The organism is Shinella sp. M31 (genome assembly GCF_049199205.1).
Lineage (GTDB): Bacteria > Pseudomonadota > Alphaproteobacteria > Rhizobiales > Rhizobiaceae > Shinella.
The window spans coordinates 16,119-31,650 of sequence record NZ_JBLZPH010000117.1 but is presented as its reverse complement, the minus strand read 5'-3'; the positions used below and the strand labels follow the sequence as shown (position 1 = coordinate 31,650).

At 63.6% G+C, this 15,532-nt stretch carries 22 protein-coding genes; 10 read left to right on the top strand and 12 right to left on the bottom strand.

Annotated features, from left to right (window positions below; genetic code table 11):
- From ACOZKU_RS19525 to ACOZKU_RS19485, 9 genes are all read right to left on the bottom strand, one after another.
- Nucleotides 1-585, bottom strand: a 585-nt coding sequence (locus ACOZKU_RS19525; protein ID WP_421580261.1) for a mechanosensitive ion channel family protein, incomplete at its 3' end; no start/stop codon positions are given.
- A gap of 85 nt (nucleotides 586-670) precedes the next feature.
- Nucleotides 671-1,645: an NUDIX hydrolase gene (locus ACOZKU_RS19520; protein ID WP_421580260.1), complete on the bottom strand. Its 975-nt coding sequence runs from the start codon at nucleotides 1,643-1,645 to the stop codon at nucleotides 671-673.
- Nucleotides 1,642-2,169, bottom strand: coding sequence for a tyrosine phosphatase family protein (locus tag ACOZKU_RS19515; protein WP_421580259.1), 528 nt, complete (start codon nucleotides 2,167-2,169; stop codon nucleotides 1,642-1,644). The genes ACOZKU_RS19520 and ACOZKU_RS19515 overlap by 4 nt, the downstream gene beginning before the upstream one ends.
- 1 nt (nucleotide 2,170) lies before the next feature.
- Nucleotides 2,171-2,800, bottom strand: a complete 630-nt coding sequence (locus ACOZKU_RS19510; RefSeq protein WP_421580258.1) for a YfbR-like 5'-deoxynucleotidase — start codon at nucleotides 2,798-2,800, stop codon at nucleotides 2,171-2,173.
- The gene (locus tag ACOZKU_RS19505; protein WP_421580257.1) at nucleotides 2,797-3,642 is read right to left on the bottom strand and encodes a YgfZ/GcvT domain-containing protein; all 846 of its coding nucleotides are present in this window, start codon (nucleotides 3,640-3,642) and stop codon (nucleotides 2,797-2,799) included. The genes ACOZKU_RS19510 and ACOZKU_RS19505 overlap by 4 nt, the downstream gene beginning before the upstream one ends.
- Before the next feature lie 129 nt (nucleotides 3,643-3,771).
- A complete protein-coding gene (locus ACOZKU_RS19500) occupies nucleotides 3,772-4,563 on the bottom strand; it encodes a hypothetical protein (RefSeq protein ID WP_421580256.1) in 792 nt (263 codons plus the stop codon).
- A gap of 76 nt (nucleotides 4,564-4,639) precedes the next feature.
- Nucleotides 4,640-4,909 carry a hypothetical protein gene (locus ACOZKU_RS19495; RefSeq protein ID WP_314088316.1) on the bottom strand — a complete coding sequence of 90 codons (270 nt, stop codon included), beginning with the start codon at nucleotides 4,907-4,909 and terminating at the stop codon, nucleotides 4,640-4,642.
- Nucleotides 4,910-5,001: 92 nt separating this feature from the next.
- Nucleotides 5,002-5,421: a TIGR02301 family protein gene (locus ACOZKU_RS19490; RefSeq protein ID WP_421580263.1), complete on the bottom strand. Its 420-nt coding sequence runs from the start codon at nucleotides 5,419-5,421 to the stop codon at nucleotides 5,002-5,004.
- A 2-nt stretch (nucleotides 5,422-5,423) separates the two neighbouring features.
- Complete coding sequence (locus ACOZKU_RS19485; RefSeq protein WP_421580255.1) at nucleotides 5,424-5,858, bottom strand: NUDIX domain-containing protein; 435 nt, start codon at nucleotides 5,856-5,858, stop codon at nucleotides 5,424-5,426.
- A gap of 59 nt (nucleotides 5,859-5,917) precedes the next feature.
- Here ACOZKU_RS19485 and ACOZKU_RS19480 point away from each other — a divergent pair, with 59 nt between their 5' ends.
- Nucleotides 5,918-6,691 (top strand): SOS response-associated peptidase, encoded by a 774-nt coding sequence (locus tag ACOZKU_RS19480; RefSeq protein WP_421580254.1) that lies wholly within the window; start codon nucleotides 5,918-5,920, stop codon nucleotides 6,689-6,691.
- A gap of 52 nt (nucleotides 6,692-6,743) precedes the next feature.
- On the opposite strand, the gene ACOZKU_RS19475 is transcribed toward ACOZKU_RS19480, so the two are convergent.
- The gene (locus ACOZKU_RS19475) at nucleotides 6,744-6,932 is read right to left on the bottom strand and encodes a hypothetical protein (RefSeq protein ID WP_314087828.1); all 189 of its coding nucleotides are present in this window, start codon (nucleotides 6,930-6,932) and stop codon (nucleotides 6,744-6,746) included.
- Between the two features lie 177 nt (nucleotides 6,933-7,109).
- On the bottom strand, nucleotides 7,110-7,253 hold the full coding sequence (locus ACOZKU_RS19470) for a hypothetical protein (RefSeq protein ID WP_421580253.1): 144 nt from the start codon (nucleotides 7,251-7,253) through the stop codon (nucleotides 7,110-7,112).
- Nucleotides 7,254-7,553: 300 nt separating this feature from the next.
- Between ACOZKU_RS19470 and cysS the strand changes: the two genes are divergently transcribed.
- From cysS to rarD, 9 genes are all read left to right on the top strand, one after another.
- Nucleotides 7,554-8,987, top strand: coding sequence for a cysteine--tRNA ligase (cysS, locus tag ACOZKU_RS19465; protein ID WP_421580252.1), 1,434 nt, complete (start codon nucleotides 7,554-7,556; stop codon nucleotides 8,985-8,987).
- Nucleotides 8,988-9,049: 62 nt separating this feature from the next.
- Nucleotides 9,050-9,322, top strand: a complete 273-nt coding sequence (locus tag ACOZKU_RS19460) for an AbrB/MazE/SpoVT family DNA-binding domain-containing protein (protein ID WP_314087835.1) — start codon at nucleotides 9,050-9,052, stop codon at nucleotides 9,320-9,322.
- 14 nt (nucleotides 9,323-9,336) lie between these two features.
- Complete coding sequence (locus tag ACOZKU_RS19455) at nucleotides 9,337-9,735, top strand: type II toxin-antitoxin system VapC family toxin (RefSeq protein WP_314088319.1); 399 nt, start codon at nucleotides 9,337-9,339, stop codon at nucleotides 9,733-9,735.
- Nucleotides 9,732-10,214 carry a GFA family protein gene (locus tag ACOZKU_RS19450; protein ID WP_421580251.1) on the top strand — a complete coding sequence of 161 codons (483 nt, stop codon included), beginning with the start codon at nucleotides 9,732-9,734 and terminating at the stop codon, nucleotides 10,212-10,214. Before ACOZKU_RS19455 ends, ACOZKU_RS19450 begins: the two co-directional genes overlap by 4 nt.
- On the top strand, nucleotides 10,211-10,702 hold the full coding sequence (locus ACOZKU_RS19445) for a GFA family protein (protein WP_421580250.1): 492 nt from the start codon (nucleotides 10,211-10,213) through the stop codon (nucleotides 10,700-10,702). The genes ACOZKU_RS19450 and ACOZKU_RS19445 overlap by 4 nt, the downstream gene beginning before the upstream one ends.
- 17 nt (nucleotides 10,703-10,719) lie before the next feature.
- Nucleotides 10,720-11,193, top strand: coding sequence for a GFA family protein (locus tag ACOZKU_RS19440; protein WP_314087840.1), 474 nt, complete (start codon nucleotides 10,720-10,722; stop codon nucleotides 11,191-11,193).
- Complete coding sequence (gene pip / locus ACOZKU_RS19435) at nucleotides 11,190-12,149, top strand: prolyl aminopeptidase (RefSeq protein WP_421580249.1); 960 nt, start codon at nucleotides 11,190-11,192, stop codon at nucleotides 12,147-12,149. Before ACOZKU_RS19440 ends, pip begins: the two co-directional genes overlap by 4 nt.
- A 27-nt stretch (nucleotides 12,150-12,176) precedes the next feature.
- Nucleotides 12,177-13,793: a citramalate synthase gene (cimA, locus tag ACOZKU_RS19430; protein ID WP_314087845.1), complete on the top strand. Its 1,617-nt coding sequence runs from the start codon at nucleotides 12,177-12,179 to the stop codon at nucleotides 13,791-13,793.
- A gap of 110 nt (nucleotides 13,794-13,903) precedes the next feature.
- Entirely contained in the window at nucleotides 13,904-14,848 is a 945-nt protein-coding gene (rarD, locus tag ACOZKU_RS19425) for an EamA family transporter RarD (RefSeq protein ID WP_421580248.1), read from the top strand.
- Nucleotides 14,849-14,905: 57 nt separating this feature from the next.
- Here the strand turns inward: rarD and ACOZKU_RS19420 are convergent, their stop codons facing one another.
- Nucleotides 14,906-15,526, bottom strand: a complete 621-nt coding sequence (locus ACOZKU_RS19420; protein ID WP_314087851.1) for a TIGR00730 family Rossman fold protein — start codon at nucleotides 15,524-15,526, stop codon at nucleotides 14,906-14,908.
- Between the last annotated feature and the right edge of the window lie 6 nt (nucleotides 15,527-15,532).

The window sequence follows — 15,532 nt, the reverse complement described above, 5'->3', positions numbered from 1 at the left end:
GTTGTCGGGCACGGTGACTTGCAAGTCGTGCTTACGGGTGCGCTCGCGGCTGTAATTGGTAACCGGGGTGTTCCAGAGCGTGGAGTTCGGCGCAAGGCGATAGAGCCCGTCGCTGGTCCTGAGTTCGGTGGCAAACAGGCCGACCTCGGTGACCGTGCCGGTCACATCCTTCGTTTCGATATATTCGCCGACGCGGAAGGGTCGCAGCACGAGCAGCATGATGCCGGCAGCGATATTCTGCAGCGTGCCCTGGAGGGCGAGGCCAATGGCCAGACCGGCGGCACCCAGTGCGGCGATGATCGAGGCGGTCTGCACGCCGAACTGGCCAAGCACCGTCACGAAGACGAGGATAAGCACGGCATAGCGCAGGATATTGGCGAAGAAATGCGCGAGCGTCATGTCGATGCCGCGCACATGCGACAGGCCCGAAAGAGCCCAGCTGTGCATCAGCCGTGACAGAAACCAGCCGAGCACGAGCAGAAGCAGCGCGCCGAGAATAGAAAAGGAATATTGCACGGCAAGCGCGCTCGCCTGGGTGAGTGCTGCGCGCGAAGCGACGATGATATCGGTGGCTTGTTGTTCCATGGATCCCTTCCCCATCTGTTGACGTCGGTGGGGAATGGCAGGGGCAGCGGAGAAGTTCCGGTAGAAGTACGGGCCGGTGTCTGCGTCACCGCGTTCCGACCTTGAGGCCGGGCGCGGGGCGCTCCTCCAGAATGCGGCGGCGGAAGCGGAAGAGCGCGGCGGGACGACCGCCGGTGGCGGCGGTGGAGCCGCCGGTCGGCTCGACGAGTTCGGCGCCCTCGACCAGCCGGCGGAAATTCTGCTTGTGCAGGTGGCGGCCGGAGATCGCCTCGACGGTCGCCTGCAATTCGGTGAGCGTGAATTCCGGCGCCATCAGCTCGAAGATGACGGGGCGGTATTTGATCTTGCCGCGCAGGCGCGCCATGGCGGTCGCGACGATGCGGCGGTGATCGTGCCGCATGGCGATGCCGGGCGAGGAGGTGCAGGGGCGGGTGCGCCCGTCCGTCACCGCCTCTTCAGCGAGGCCCGCTTCATAAAGCAGCTCGTAGCGCTCCAGAACGCGCTCTTCATCCCAAGGGAAGTCGTCAAGGCCGAAGGCAAGCCGGATGCGGGTCAATGGCATCGGCGTCGTGTTGAGGCGTTCTTCGCGCATCATGTCGCCGGCCCAGGTCTTCAAGGCAGGAATGATCAGCTGGTCGATGACCGGCGGGCGGCCCTGCCGCCAGTCCTCCCAAGGCAGATAGACGTACCAGTCGCGCCAGGCCGCGCCGGCCTGCGCCAGCCGGTCGTTGGCTTCGGCATCGGTGCGGGTCAGCGCCAGATAACCGACGGACACCATATGCGTGCCGGCCTCGTCCGGCAGCTTCTGCCGGCCGCGGTCGCCGAAGGTGTAGAGCTGCTCGATATAGCCGAGTTTCAGCGCCGTCTGCGCCTCCACGCTGGCGCGCAGGCTGGTTTCGAAGGTGCGGTGCTGTTGCGGATCGAAGGGGCCGAAGGGCAGGGCGTCACGCCCGCCGGCCGGGCCGCCGATCGCCAGAATGCAGGGGCTGCGGCCCGAGATCGCGACCACCGCCGCATTAAGGCCGATTTCGACCGGGGGGCGGGCGCGCGGTTCAGTCATTGGTGCACCGGGCCGGCGGAAAAGTGGAAGGGGCTGTCGCCGACATAGTCCGCCCCGCGGCCGATGGCCTTCACGGCGGCGGTGAGCCGACCGCCGCGCCCAAGCACATGATCGCCGATCTCGACCAGCCGCGCATTCGGCGTCGCTTGCACGGAGGCTGTTCGCAGGCGCTGTGCCAGGTCGTGTTCATCCTGGTCGGGCTCCACCGCAAGGGCGGAGATGAGCGCGGCGGCGGGCGAGCGGGAGACGCCCATCATGCAATGCACGAGCAGCGGCGCCTGCCGGTCCCAGCCGCGCGCGAAATTGACGATGGCGGCGACATGCTCCTCGCCGGGCGCGACGAGATTGCCCGTGCCGGCAAAAGCGATGTCGTTGACGCCGACAATGAGATGGCGCCCGACTTCGATAACAGCGGGGCGATGGAAATTCTGCTTGGGCGCGACAAGGCTCAGCATCTCGCGACAGCGGTGGCGGATGGCGAGTTCCGCGATCTTTCCAAGCGGCGCAACGACGATCGTGCCCATGTTACACCGCCGCCGTGAGGCTGGCGCGCTCGCGTTCCAGCGTTTCGAAGCGCTCTGCAAAGCGCCGCTGCGCCTCGGCCGTCGGCACCGGTGCGATGTCGATCATCTCAAGCGTGATGCCGCGCGGCGCGCCGAAGAATTTTACGGCTTCGGCATGGGAGAAGCCGGCAAGCTCCGTCGCCTCGAAGAAAGCGGCGACCTGATCGGCTTTCTTGATCTTCGCCTTCAGCGTCGCGGGTGTCGAGGACGGCAGGCCGAAGCGCAGGTGTACGGCGGTCTCCAGCCGCTTCTCCACCGTCTTGTAACCGCCGCCGACCACCGCCTTGAAGGGCGAAATCATATCGCCGATCACATATTCCGGCGCGTCGTGCAGCAGGGCGATCAGGCATTCGTCCACATTGCAGCGGTTCTGCCGGCGGAAGATCGTCTCGACGATAAGGGAGTGCTGGGCCACCGAAAAGGCATGCTCGCCATGCGTCTGGCCGTTCCAGCGCGCGACGCGGGCGAGGCCGTGGGCGATGTCGGAAAGCTCGATATCGAGCGGCGAGGGATTGAGCAGATCGAGACGGCGGCCGGACAGCATGCGCTGCCAGGCGCGGGGTTCAGCCTTGGCGCCGGCCGTGCCGCTCATTGCGCCGGCACCTCGGAGGCCTCTTCGGGGAAGTTAAGGCCGGTCCAGGCGGGCAGGGCGACGGCGACGGCGACGCCATCGGCCGTAATCGGCGTACCGCCACGCATGGCATCGGCTGCGCGGTCTATGCGCACGATGGCAAGGCCTCGTGTGCCCGAAACGCTGCCGAGCGTGCCGAGCGGCTTGCCGCCGGCCATCAGCTCCGTGCCGCTGGCGGGCAGCGCGCTTTCCCCCGTGACGATCACCGGGCGACGCCGGGCGGTGCCCCGATGCTGCATGCGGGAGACGACCTCTTGGCCGACATAACATCCCTTGCGGAAGGAAAGCCCACCGCTCAGATCCAGGAGTACATCGTGCGGGAAGGCATCGGAGAGCGGATAGTCGCGACCGGCTTCGGGGAGGCCTGCCGCGATACGCAGGGCATCATAGAGTGCAGGATCGTCGCTGCCGCCGGCACCCGGACGGCGCGAAACCACAAGCCCGGCCTTGGCGAAGCGAGCGTCGCGGGCCGCGTCATCTTCTGCATCGTCCCAGGAGACCGTCGCTTCATTGCCTTCGACCACGGCGAGATCGACGGCGGCGCGCAGCTTGTACATGGTCAGCCGCTTGAGGAGCGCGTCGCGCTGGTCCTCGGTCGTCTCGATGACGAAGGCGTCCGCGCCGTCGCGGCGGATCAGGAAATCGAAGAAAATCTTGCCCTGCGGCGTCAACAGCGCGCCCGGCCGGATTTCGCCCTCAGCCAAGGAGGGCAGATCGGTGGTGATCAGCGATTGCAGGAAGGGCTCGGCATCCTTGCCGGAAAGGCGGAGAAAGGCGCGGCCGGAAAGCGTGACGGAAGGCATGTTTCGATCCAGATTCGTGTGGGCCGACGGTGTGCGCCGACGCTTTGGCGCATCTGCGCGCCCTTGAAACAGAGGTAGAACGCCGGAGGCGCTTTCGCAAGGTCGGGCAAACCGTCTGTTCGGATCGGCTCAGTCGCCGGTGACGAAGAATTTCCACTGCCCGTCGGGCGTGATGCCGACGCGGTAGAAATTGTAGCTGCCGAATTCCTGCATGTCGGAGAAATCGCCGGCTGTCACGATGCGCAGCAGCTCGACCTTTTCCGGCGGCGTCAGGCCGGCCAGCGACTTTTCGGCGAAATAGGGCCAGACATACATCTCGTCGGGTGTGCCCTGGCCGACATGCACGAAGCCGGTCGCCAGCACGTCGAGCAGGATCGCCAGCACCTCGATGCCGTCACTGTCGCCCGACTGGCCCTTCAGCGTCTCGACCGGTCCTTCGTCGCTTTCGACGATGGAGACCTGGGTTTCCGTGACGCCCTTGCCGAGCAGCGGACGCAGGCGCTCGATATCACCGGAGGCGGCGGCCTCGACGATGAGCTGGCGCATGCGGCGCACGGCTTCCGGCGCCTTGTTGATGTCGTAGAGCACTTCGACGGGCGTTTGCGGCTCGTCCGGCTTGTCGTCGGTAACGGCGGGCTCTTCGCCGGCCGGTTCGGTCACCGTCTCGCCCTTGCGAATCAGCGGGTCGGGCATCGGCAGTTCGAGCGGGGAGGCGTCTTCCTGTTGCTGCTGTTTTTCGACGGGGGTGGCCTTGTCGGCATCTTCCGCCGGCTTCTGTGGCGTCTCGCCCGGCTGGTGCTTCAGTTCGCTCAGCGCGAAAGCGGGGCGCACGGGCGCGACGAGCGCCGTCGTCCCCATAAGCACCGACAATACGATAAGGCTGCTGCGAAACAGCTTTTTGCCGTCAGCGGACGTCTGCATGGCCTATGTCTTTCCAGCCTGGAGCATTTGAACGCGATTCCGCGCGCAGCATGGCTGCGCACTGTGGCGGAATTGCTTATTGCAGGATGCGCTCGGGGGAGAATTCTCCAGCCAGCAGCCGGTCGCGCAGCGAATCAAGCATCGCCTCCGCACCCTTTTCGCCATGAACGCGGATGGTTTCGCGAAGCGCAAGCGCAATGGCGGCGTCGGCGATGATTTCGAGCTCGATGCCGTCAGCCATACCGTCAGCCCAGGCTTCGTTCTGGTATTCCAGAGCGGCCTGCATCTTCTCGTGCACGATCATCTCGTCGATATCGTTGAGGCTAGGTTCCATTGAGCCTTCCATACGCGGCATTCAGTTCTTACTGCACTGTTAACGACCTTAGCAGCCTTTTCCCAAAACGGCACTGGGTCATGAGAAAAGAGGTTAATTAACCGCTAATTTCCGAACCTTGCGGTAATTTCTGTGGCAAGTGTTGCACCTTCGTTACGGTATCTCTCTTCTGCGACAACAGCCGAGTCGGTGCAAGCGGTATAGATGGCGGCAAAAGAGCGATATCCCCGGTTGAAAGCTGCCGTCAGCTTCTCCTGCCGCCCGGGTTCCTTGCCCGCTTCGAGCTGAATGAGCTGCTGCATCGAGGCGCGCCAATTGTCCTCCGGCTTGCCGGTACAGAGGTTTCGCAGATAGTGCAGCGCGCCCAAAATCTCCGAAAGACGCTCCAGTCGCTCGTCGTAAGGCGCCGGCTTTTCCTCGATTGTGGCAACCGGCGGCGTTTCTTTCGCCTTGTCGCCAGCTGCCTTCTGGCCGAAGGAGGGGCCGGCGAGAACGAGGCTGAGCAGCAGTGCGGCGCGAATCATCTTCATGCCGACAACCTCGCCCGCTCGGCTTCCAGCCGCGCGATGCATTCGCGCACGCTGTCCGGTGCCGGCATGTTCGCGATCTCGTCCGCCGTGTACCAGCCGACGCTGGCCGCATCGTCGGCGGCGACGGCAACCGCCGAAGCATCCGCCTTCACCTTGAAGACCGACAGGAAAAAGGAGGGGCTGCCGAGGCCGTCCTCGCGGCCGGGCAGGTCGTAGGTCGCGAAAAGCATTGGCTTTTCGGCCGTGATTCCGGTTTCCTCGAAGAGTTCGCGCAGCGCCGTCTCCGCCGGCGTCTCGCCCTCCTCGCCGCGTCCGCCCGGAAAGGCATACATGGCATCCGACGGCGGCTTGGAGCGCAGCACGAGCAGATAGCGCCCGTCGCGCTCGATGATGGCGGAGGAGGCGGGTTGGGGCTTCTTCGACGTCTTCATCGTGTCAGGTGTTCTCGCGCTTCATTGACCCCTTATAGGCAAAGTGCGATGACGGCGCCATGTGTGGACGCTACGCATTGCTGGCCAAGACGGACCTGATGAGGGAATTTCTCGCTATCCTGGATATCGAGGAAACGCCTGCACGCTACAATATCGCACCGACCCAGCCGATCCTCGTCGTCGCCGCCGGCGAAAGGCAGGAGCCCGGCAGCAACCTGCCGGAGCGCAGGGCCATGCTGGTGCGCTGGGGCTTCATGCCCGGCTGGGTGAAGGACCCACGCGATTTTCCGCTGCTGATCAACGCACGCTCGGAGACGGCCATCGAGAAGGCATCGTTTCGCGCCGCCATGCGCCACCGCCGTATTCTCGTGCCGGCCTCCGGTTTTTTCGAATGGCGCCGTCCGGAAGACAAGAGCGAGAAAGCGCAGGCCTATTTCATCCGCCCGAAGAAAGGCGAGATCGTCGCCTTTGCCGGCCTCATGGAGACCTGGTCCTCGGCGGATGGTTCGGAGGTCGATACCGGCGCGATCCTGACGACGAAGGCCAATGCCGACATTGCGCGCATCCATGACCGCATGCCCGTCGTCATCCGCCAGGAGGATTTCTCCCGCTGGCTGGACTGCAAGACGCAGGAACCGCGCGACATCGTCGAGCTGATGAAGCCGATCGAGGACGGTTTCTTCGAGGCGATCCCGGTTTCCGACAAGGTCAACAAGGTCGCCAATATGGGCGCCGACATCCTCGATCCTGTCGAGGAGCCGGCCGAACCGGCGCCGAAAAAGACAAAGGGCGCCGACGCGCCCCCATCTTCCGATCAACTTTCACTGTTCTGACGCAATTCCAGCAAAAGCGTGAAGCGGTTTTGCGTAGAAGAAGCAAACAGTCTCAGTCGTAGAGCGGCTGGAGCACGGCCGGAATATCGCGCTCGCGGCGCGGCTTTTCGGCCTTCACTTCCGGCTTGCACTGGGTCGCGGCAACGACGGCGCGCAGGCCGATGGGCTTGTAGCGCGCCTGGAGGTTCTCGTTGGTAACGGCGGCGGGCTTTTGCGTCGGGTGTTTCTTGGCAGTCGACATTTTCATTCTCCTGAAGTCTTGCTCATCAGGCAGCCCCGTTTTCCCCCGGTTGCTACCCCCAATGAGCCATGCGTTTAGGGAGCCCTTTCGGCTAAATTCTGCTCAAACTTTGATCGATCTGCGGCAAAGCGCGAAAAGAGCGGTTTTCTCCGGTCAAGATTTGTGACCGATGTAACATCACTTGGGCGGCGTCTGGCGTACCCTGATCTGCAGGAAGGCGGCGATGATGGCCCGCAGGCTGAAGGGATTGTCGCAACCAGCCTTATCCGGGTGCGGGCGATTGTCGTGGTCTTCGCAGTCCTCATATCTGGTGTTGCGCATTGGTGTTCCCCTTGGTCTCCGTCGGTTTCGACCGCTTCGATGCCCCTTTTTCGCATGACGCAGGGGGCGGCTTTGTCACCGCGGTAACAGGTGGGAGGCCAAGGATTTTCGCCGGGAAAGACGTTCGCCCGCTTGACCGGACGAGCACGGAGCGCGATAAAGCGTGCCATGAAAACGGTACTCTGCATTCGCCGGAGCATTATTCGCTAGCGCACGCGCTGGCCCGGCCGTTTTCGTCCCCCAAAATCCCTGGATGACAAACGACCCGGCCAGCCGGGTTTTGCATTTTGGGAGACTTCCATGGCCGAAAAGCCGGTCCTGTCGCTGTACAACACGCTCACGCGCTCGAAGGGGGCTTTCGCGCCCATCGATCCCGATAATGTGCGCATGTATGTCTGCGGCCCGACGGTCTATGACTTCGCCCATATCGGCAATGCGCGGCCCGTCATCGTCTTCGACGTGCTGTTCCGGCTGCTGCGCCACGTCTATGGCGCAGACCACGTCACCTATGCCCGCAACATCACCGACGTCGACGACAAGATCAACGCGCGGGCGCTGCGTGACTTCGGCGCGGAGATCGCAAACGGCACGCTGTCGCTCAACGAGGCGATCCGCCGCGTGACGGAGAAGACGGCCAACCAGTTCCATGCCGATATCGTCGCACTCGGCGCCATGCAGCCGACGCATGAGCCGCGCGCCACCGAATTCGTCCAGCCGCGCGATGACGGCAAGGTTGATATGATCACGCTGATCGAGCGTCTGATCGAACGCGGCCATGCCTATCAGGCCGGCGGCGAGGTCTTGTTCGACACGCAGTCGATGGCCGATTACGGCGATCTCTCCAAGCGTCCGCTCGACGAGCAGCAGGCCGGCGCCCGCATCGCCGTCGACGCGCACAAGAAGAACCCCGGCGATTTCGTGCTGTGGAAGCTCTCCTCCCCGGAGGAGCCGGGCTGGGACAGCCCCTGGGGCCGTGGCCGTCCGGGCTGGCATATCGAGTGCTCGGCCATGTCGGCGGCCTATCTCGGCGAGACCTTCGACATCCATGGCGGTGGCCTCGATCTGATCTTTCCGCACCATGAGAACGAGATCGCCCAGTCGCGTTGCGCGCATGGCACCAAGGTCATGTCGAATGTCTGGATGCACAACGGCTTCCTGCAGGTCGAAGGCCGCAAGATGTCGAAGTCGGAAGGCAATTTCTTCACGATCGCCGAGTTGCTGCACGAGAAGAAGTTCGGCGGCCGCAAATGGCCGGGCGAGGTGCTGCGCCTTGCCATGCTGATGACGCATTACCGCGAGCCCATTGATTTCTCCGTCAAGCGCCTGGAGGAGGCCGAGCGCCTGCTGGCAAAATGGCCGGCCGGCGGCAACCCGGCCGAAGGCCGCGTGGACGCGACCGTGCTGATGCCGCTCTTCGACGACCTCAACACGGTTGGCGCCGTGCAGGCGCTGCACGCGCTCGCCCAATGCGCCAATAGCGACCCGCTGATGCTGCCCGTCTTCGCCGCGAGCGCCGAGCTGCTGGGCGTGTTGCCCAAGAAGGTCGAGGTCTCCAAGGCGCTGGAAGACAGCGTCGAAAGCCTGATCCAGCTGCGTCTCGAAATGCTGAAGGCGAAGAACTTCGCCGAAGCCGACAAACTTCGCGACGACCTCGCCACCAAAGGCGTCCAGCTCAAGGACGGCAAGGACCCGGCGACGGGCGAGCGGGTGACGACGTGGGAGGTGAAGCGATGAGGTTGTGCAGGGCTTCGTGAAGGCCTATGCTTAGGCATATGCCGCAATCGATGGAGGTCGCAATGAATGCAAGACCGCAGGAAATGCCTGAAGCAGCGCAGGAGCGGGAGGTGAAACTCTTCCGCAACGGCCGCAATCAGGCTGTCCGCATTCCCGTCGAGTTCGAGCTTCCGGGAAACGAGGCCGTCATGCGCAAGGAAGGTGATCGTCTCATCCTTGAGCCGAAACCCAGAAAAATGGGGCTGGCCGCTTTGCTCGCGACCTTCGAGCCTTGGGAAGGCGATTTCCCTGAACTCGACGAAACGACGCCACCCCCGGAGGACGTCGAGCTGTGACCGACTTCCGCTACATGCTCGACACAAACGTGATTTCGGACATGGTCCGTAATCCCGAAGGTACGGCCGCCGGTCGGGCGACCGCCTTGCCGACGGACAAACTCTGCACCAGCGCCATCGTCGTTTCCGAATTGCGTTATGGCTTGAGGAAAAAAGGCGCCGTTTCCTTGGCTCGTCGTGTCGAGGCCGTTCTAGAGGAGATCACGATCCTTCCCTACGATCCGCCGGTTTCCTTCGCCTATGCGCAAACGCGCGATGCGCTTGAGCGCAAAGGGCTGCCTATCGGCTATACCGACCTCTTCATCGCCGCCCACGCCCTGTCGCTCGACCTGACCCTCGTCACCGCCAATATCAGGGAGTTTTCCCGCGTCGAAGGCCTCAAGGTCGAGAACTGGCTGGAGGCGCAGCCATGACCACGCCCTTCTATACCGGAGGCTGCCAATGCGGCGCGGTGCGCTTTCATGTCGAGGGCGCGCTGGGCGATGCCTCGGTCTGCCATTGCCGCATGTGCCAGAAGGCGAGCGGAAATTTCTATCTGCCGCTGGTGTCTGTTCGCGGCGCGAAGCTCACCTGGACGCGCGGGGAACCGAAGCGCTTCCAGTCGTCGAACCACGGTTTTCGCGGTTTTTGTGCGGATTGCGGCACGCCGCTGACCTATGAGGCACCAGATGGCGTGGCGCTGACCATTGCCGCCTTCGACGATCCCGCCGAGATCGCGCCGCGCATCCAGTGGGGTATCGAGGCGAAGCTGCCCTATGTGGATGCGATCCCCGGCCTTCCGGGCGAGGACACGATGGCCGATCAGGATGCGTCCTCGTTCCTGGCCGATCTTATTTCCTATCAGCACCCCGATCACGACACCGACACCTGGCCGCCGGAGCGCGGGCGATGAGCATCTCGCGCATCTATACCGGCGGCTGCCAGTGCGGCGCGGTGCGCTACCGCGTCGAAGGCACGCTCGGCGATCCGCATCTGTGCCATTGCCGCATGTGCCAGAAGGCCGCCGGCAACTACTTCCTGCCGCTTGCCAATGCACCGCGTGAAAAATTCTCCGTCACGCGCGGCGAGCCCGGCTGGTTCCAGTCGTCTGAGATCGTGCGCCGCGGTTTCTGTCCGGCCTGCGGCACGCCGCTGTTCTACGATGCGTCTGGTGCCGATCATATCAATGTGACGCTCGGTTCGCTCGACGATCCCGATGACGTGCGCCCCATCGCCCAGACGGGCATCGAATCGCGCGTCGTCTTTTTCCAGCAACTGCCGAAATTGCCGGAGCACGAAAGCAACGAAGGGGAGGACGGCGCGGCGCGACACCGGACGATCCGCGACTCCAACCGCCAGCATCCCGATTACGACACCGATCATTGGCCGCCACAAGATTGAGAGATGAGGACTGAAAGATGACAGAGACCGTTCGTACCGGCGGCTGCCAGTGTGGCGCCGTGCGTTTCCGCATCAAGGGCGAGCTCGGCCGCCCGTCGATCTGCCATTGCCGCATGTGCCAGAAACAGTTCGGCGGCTTTTTCGGCCCGCTGGTCACGGCCAAGGGCGAGGTGGAATGGCCGCGGGATGAGCCGGCCTATTTCCAGTCCTCGGTCAATATCGCGCGCGGCTTCTGCAGGAACTGCGGCACGCCGCTGACCTATAAGCATCCCGGCGGCCTGGAAATCGCCATCGGCGCCTTCGACGACCGCAGCGATCTGGCGCCGCAGATCCAGGTGAACTACGGCTCGCGGCTGCCCTGGGTGGAGGAGATCTTTTCCGCGCCCGTGCATGACGACCCGGATTATTACAGCCAGCAGGAAGGCATCATCTCGTTCCAGCATCCCGATCATGAAACTGAAAACTGGCCTGCCCACGGAATGAAATTATGAGCGAAGCCCTGCGCACTCTCTATCCCGAAATCGAAGCCTATGCGTCGGGCCATCTCGATGTCGGCGACGGCCACAGCATCTATTGGGAGCGGTCCGGCACGCCCGGCGCCAAGCCCGCCGTCTTCCTGCATGGGGGCCCCGGCGGCGGGTTTTCGCCAACGCACCGCCGTCTGTTCGATCCCGCTCTTTACGACGTGACGCTGTTCGACCAGCGCGGCTGCGGCAAGTCCACGCCGCATGCCGATCTCAATGCCAACACGACCTGGGACCTCGTCGCCGATATCGAGCGCCTGCGCGAGATGGCTGGCGTTGACAAGTGGCTGGTCTTCGGCGGTTCCTGGGGCTCGACGCTGGCGCTCGCCTATGCGGAAAAATATCCGGAGCGCGTCTCCGAACTCGTCCTGCGCGGCATCTACACGCTGACCAAGGGCGAACTCGACTGGTATTATCAGTTCGGCGTCTCGGAAATGTTCCCGGACAAGTGGGAGCGTTTCATCGCGCCCATTCCGCCGGAAGAGCGCCACGAAATGATGCACGCCTATCACCGCCGCCTGACCAGCGACGACAAGGCGACGCGCATCGAGGCCGCCCGCGCCTGGAGCCTCTGGGAAGGTGAGACGATCACGCTTCTGCCGGAGCCTTCCACCAGCGACAAGTTCGGCGAGGACGAGTTCGCCCATGCCTTCGCCCGCATCGAAAACCATTTCTTCGTCAATGCCGGCTGGATGGACGAGGGGCAGCTGCTGCGCGATGCACACAAGCTCACGGGCATTCCCGGCGTCATCGTGCACGGCCGCTACGACATGCCATGCCCGGCCAAATATGCCTGGCAGCTGCATAAGGCCTGGCCGGAGGCGGAATTCTACCTCATCGAGGGTTCGGGCCATGCCTTTTCGGAACCGGGCATTCTCGACCGCCTGATTTACGCGACCGACACATTCGCCGGCAAGAAGTAAGACAGACCGTTCCCAGGGAGGGAACACATGCAAAAAGACCGTATCCACCTTTTCGACACCACGCTCCGCGACGGCCAGCAGACGCCCGGCATCGATTTTTCCGTCGAGGACAAGATTGCGATTGCCGGCATGCTGGACGCCTTCGGCCTCGATTATGTCGAGGGCGGTTATCCCGGCGCCAACCCGACGGATACGGCCTTCTTCGCCAAGAAACGCACCGGCCGCGCGAAGTTCGTCGCCTTCGGCATGACGAAGCGCGCCGGCGTCTCCGCCTCCAACGATCCGGGCCTCGCGGCGCTCCTCGATTCGCGCAGCGACGCGATCTGTCTCGTGGCGAAAAGCTGGGATTACCATGTGCGCGTGGCGCTCGGCTGTTCCAACGAGGAGAACCTTGAGAGCATCGAAGAATCCGTGAAGGCCGTGGTCGCCTCCGGCCGCGAATCCATGGTCGATTGCGAACACTTCTTCGATGGCTACAAGGCCAATCCAGACTATGCGCTCGCCTGCGCCAAGACCGCCTTTGCATCCGGTGCGCGCTGGGTCGTGCTCTGCGACACCAATGGCGGCACGCAGCCGTCGGAAGTGCAGGCCATCGTCAAGGCGGTGATCGCCGCCGGCGTGCCGGGCGACAATCTCGGCATCCACGCCCATAACGATACGGGGCAGGCCGTCGCCAATTCGCTGGCCGCCGTCGAAGCCGGCGTGCGTCAGATCCAGGGCACGCTGAACGGTATCGGCGAACGCTGCGGCAACGCCAACCTCGTGACGCTCATCCCGACGCTGGCGCTGAAGGAAGCCTATAACGAGCGCTTCGAGATCGGCATCGATACGGAAAAGCTCGCCGGCCTCACCAAGCTCGCCCACACCTTCGACGAATTGCTCAACCGCTCGCCGGATCATCAGGCGCCCTATGTCGGCGCCTCCGCCTTCGCCACCAAGGCCGGCATCCACGCGTCTGCGCTTTTGAAGGACCCGCGCACCTACGAGCATGTGACGCCCGAGAGCGTCGGCAACCTGCGCAAGGTCATGGTGTCGGATCAGGGCGGCAAGGCCAATTTCATCAATGCGCTGAAGCTGCGCGGTATCACGGTGCGCAAGGACGATCCCAAGCTCGACCAGCTCATCCAGATCGTCAAGGAGCGCGAGGCGACCGGCTATGCCTATGAGGGGGCCGATGCGAGCTTCGCGCTGCTTGCCTCTCGCACGCTCGGCACGGTGCCGGATTTCTTCCATGTCGAGAGTTTTCGCGTGATGGTCGAGCGGCGCTATGACGCCAATGGCCAGCTGAAGACCGTGTCGGAAGCGGTGGTGCGCGTCATCGTCGACGGCGAGACCATGATGTCCGTCGCCGAGGGGCACGGCCCCGTCAACGCGCTGGACCTCGCGCTTCGAAAAGACCTCGGCAAGTACCAGGCCGAGATCGCCGATCTGGAGCTGGCGGACTACAAGGTGCGTATCCTCAATGGCGGCACGGAGGCCATTACCCGCGTGCTGATCGAATCGACCGATGCATCGGGTGCCCGCTGGTGGACGGTCGGCGTTTCCGATAACATCATCGACGCCTCCTTCCAGGCGCTGATGGATTCGATCATATACAAGCTCCTGAAGAACCGCGGCGAGGCGGGCCGGCAGGCCGCGGAGTGACGCGGAAGGTTCAACACCGCTCAACCATCCCTTCACCCGAATGAATTGGTATATTCACGGTCCTTGGAGTATTCCGTCGGAAAATCCATAAATCGACGGGAAATGACACCATGGCCGACGCAAATTCCACCAGCGCGCCCCAGACAGGCGATTCGCCGCGCGGTTTCGCCTTCGCGCTGACGGCTTACGTGCTCTGGGGCTTCCTGCCGTTCTTCATGAAGGCCGTTGCGCATATTCCGGCATTCGAAGTGGTGGCGCACCGCATCATCTGGTCCGTGCCGCTGGCGGGTCTGGTCCTCATCTGGCTCGGCCGCACGTCGGAAATCAAGGTCGCGCTGCGCTCGCCGCGCATGATCGCCATGGCGACGCTGACGGCGGTGCTCATCACCATCAACTGGGGCATCTATGTCTGGGCGATCGGTGCGGGCCGCGCCATCGAGACGGCGCTCGGCTATTACATCAACCCGCTCTTCTCGATCTTCCTCGGCGCCGTTCTCTTGAAGGAGAAGCTGGACCGGGCGCAGATCGTGGCGATCGTGCTTGCTGCCGTAGCCGTCTGCATCCTCGCCTTCGATGCCGGTGGCCTGCCCTGGGTGTCTCTCAGCCTCTGCATGTCCTGGGGCTTCTATGCCTTCTGCCGCAAGGCGCTGCCGATCGGGCCGAACCAGGGCTTCTTCCTGGAAGTGCTGATCCTGAGCGTGCCGGCGATCGGCTACGTCATCTGGCTCGAATCGACCGGGCAGGGCCATTTCGGCGACACCGGCATGGCGGACGTGCTGTGGCTCTTGTCCTGTGGTCTCGTCACGGCGATCCCGCTGATGATCTATGCCAATGGTGCCAAGCTCCTCAGGCTCTCCACCATCGGCATCATGCAATATATCGCGCCGACGATGATCTTCATCATTGCCGTCTTCGCCTTCGGCGAGCCCTTCGGCACGACCAAGCTCATCGCCTTCGTCTTCATCTGGGCCGCGCTTTTCATCTATTCCGGTTCCATGCTGCGCAGCGCCCACGCCCGGCGCGTTGCCGCCGCCGAGTTGAAGCCCGCCGAATAGGCATGAAAAAACCGGAGGTCGGCGACCTCCGGTTTTCCTGAATTTCCTACAAAGATTCTAGAGGCGGGCGATGATCTCGGATTCGCCCTCGCGATCCACGTCGCTGGCCCAATGGTCGAGCAGGGCCGCGACGATCTCTTGCGGATCGTCGATGACCATCGGCTGGACGAGATGGGCGGTATGGATGAAGCCTTCGTCGGCCATGTGGCGGATGAGCTTCAGCATCGGATCCCAGAAGCCGCCGATATTGGCGAAGACCATCGGCTTGCGGTGGCGGCCGAGCTGCGCCCAGGTCATCACCTCGACGATCTCTTCCAGCGTGCCGATGCCGCCCGGCAGGGCCACGAAGGCGTCGGCGCGGTCGAACATCTTGTGTTTGCGCTCGTGCATGTCGGGCGTGATGATCAGTTCGCTGAGCTGTCCCAGCGAATGGCGGGTGGCCTCCATATCCACGAGGAATTGCGGTATGATGCCGGTCACGCGGCCGCCATGCGAGAGCACGCCGCTGGCGACGGCCCCCATGATGCCTTTCGTGCCGCCGCCATAGACGAGGCGCAGGTGATTTTCCGCCATCGCCTTGCCGAGGCTGCGCCCGGCGTTGATGTAGGACGAATCGCGGCCGGGCTGGGAGCCGCAGTAGACGCAGACGGATCGAATCGGAAGGTTTTGTTCTGTCATGGCGGG

Excerpts from the sequence above, each read along its gene's own strand:
- ACOZKU_RS19520 (WP_421580260.1), bottom strand. The coding sequence starts at position 1,645 with ATGACTGAACCGCGCGCCCGCCCCCCGGTCGAAATCGGCCTTAATGCG.
- ACOZKU_RS19515 (WP_421580259.1), bottom strand. The coding sequence starts at position 2,169 with ATGGGCACGATCGTCGTTGCGCCGCTTGGAAAGATCGCGGAACTCGCC.
- ACOZKU_RS19510 (WP_421580258.1), bottom strand. The coding sequence starts at position 2,800 with ATGAGCGGCACGGCCGGCGCCAAGGCTGAACCCCGCGCCTGGCAGCGC.
- ACOZKU_RS19505 (WP_421580257.1), bottom strand. The coding sequence starts at position 3,642 with ATGCCTTCCGTCACGCTTTCCGGCCGCGCCTTTCTCCGCCTTTCCGGC.
- ACOZKU_RS19500 (WP_421580256.1), bottom strand. The coding sequence starts at position 4,563 with ATGCAGACGTCCGCTGACGGCAAAAAGCTGTTTCGCAGCAGCCTTATC.
- ACOZKU_RS19495 (WP_314088316.1), bottom strand. The coding sequence starts at position 4,909 with ATGGAAGGCTCAATGGAACCTAGCCTCAACGATATCGACGAGATGATC.
- ACOZKU_RS19490 (WP_421580263.1), bottom strand. The coding sequence starts at position 5,421 with ATGATTCGCGCCGCACTGCTGCTCAGCCTCGTTCTCGCCGGCCCCTCC.
- ACOZKU_RS19485 (WP_421580255.1), bottom strand. The coding sequence starts at position 5,858 with ATGAAGACGTCGAAGAAGCCCCAACCCGCCTCCTCCGCCATCATCGAG.
- ACOZKU_RS19480 (WP_421580254.1), top strand. The coding sequence starts at position 5,918 with ATGTGTGGACGCTACGCATTGCTGGCCAAGACGGACCTGATGAGGGAA.
- ACOZKU_RS19475 (WP_314087828.1), bottom strand. The coding sequence starts at position 6,932 with ATGTCGACTGCCAAGAAACACCCGACGCAAAAGCCCGCCGCCGTTACC.
- ACOZKU_RS19470 (WP_421580253.1), bottom strand. The coding sequence starts at position 7,253 with ATGCGCAACACCAGATATGAGGACTGCGAAGACCACGACAATCGCCCG.
- cysS (WP_421580252.1), top strand. The coding sequence starts at position 7,554 with ATGGCCGAAAAGCCGGTCCTGTCGCTGTACAACACGCTCACGCGCTCG.
- ACOZKU_RS19460 (WP_314087835.1), top strand. The coding sequence starts at position 9,050 with ATGAATGCAAGACCGCAGGAAATGCCTGAAGCAGCGCAGGAGCGGGAG.
- ACOZKU_RS19455 (WP_314088319.1), top strand. The coding sequence starts at position 9,337 with ATGCTCGACACAAACGTGATTTCGGACATGGTCCGTAATCCCGAAGGT.
- ACOZKU_RS19450 (WP_421580251.1), top strand. The coding sequence starts at position 9,732 with ATGACCACGCCCTTCTATACCGGAGGCTGCCAATGCGGCGCGGTGCGC.
- ACOZKU_RS19445 (WP_421580250.1), top strand. The coding sequence starts at position 10,211 with ATGAGCATCTCGCGCATCTATACCGGCGGCTGCCAGTGCGGCGCGGTG.
- ACOZKU_RS19440 (WP_314087840.1), top strand. The coding sequence starts at position 10,720 with ATGACAGAGACCGTTCGTACCGGCGGCTGCCAGTGTGGCGCCGTGCGT.
- pip (WP_421580249.1), top strand. The coding sequence starts at position 11,190 with ATGAGCGAAGCCCTGCGCACTCTCTATCCCGAAATCGAAGCCTATGCG.
- cimA (WP_314087845.1), top strand. The coding sequence starts at position 12,177 with ATGCAAAAAGACCGTATCCACCTTTTCGACACCACGCTCCGCGACGGC.
- rarD (WP_421580248.1), top strand. The coding sequence starts at position 13,904 with ATGGCCGACGCAAATTCCACCAGCGCGCCCCAGACAGGCGATTCGCCG.
- ACOZKU_RS19420 (WP_314087851.1), bottom strand. The coding sequence starts at position 15,526 with ATGACAGAACAAAACCTTCCGATTCGATCCGTCTGCGTCTACTGCGGC.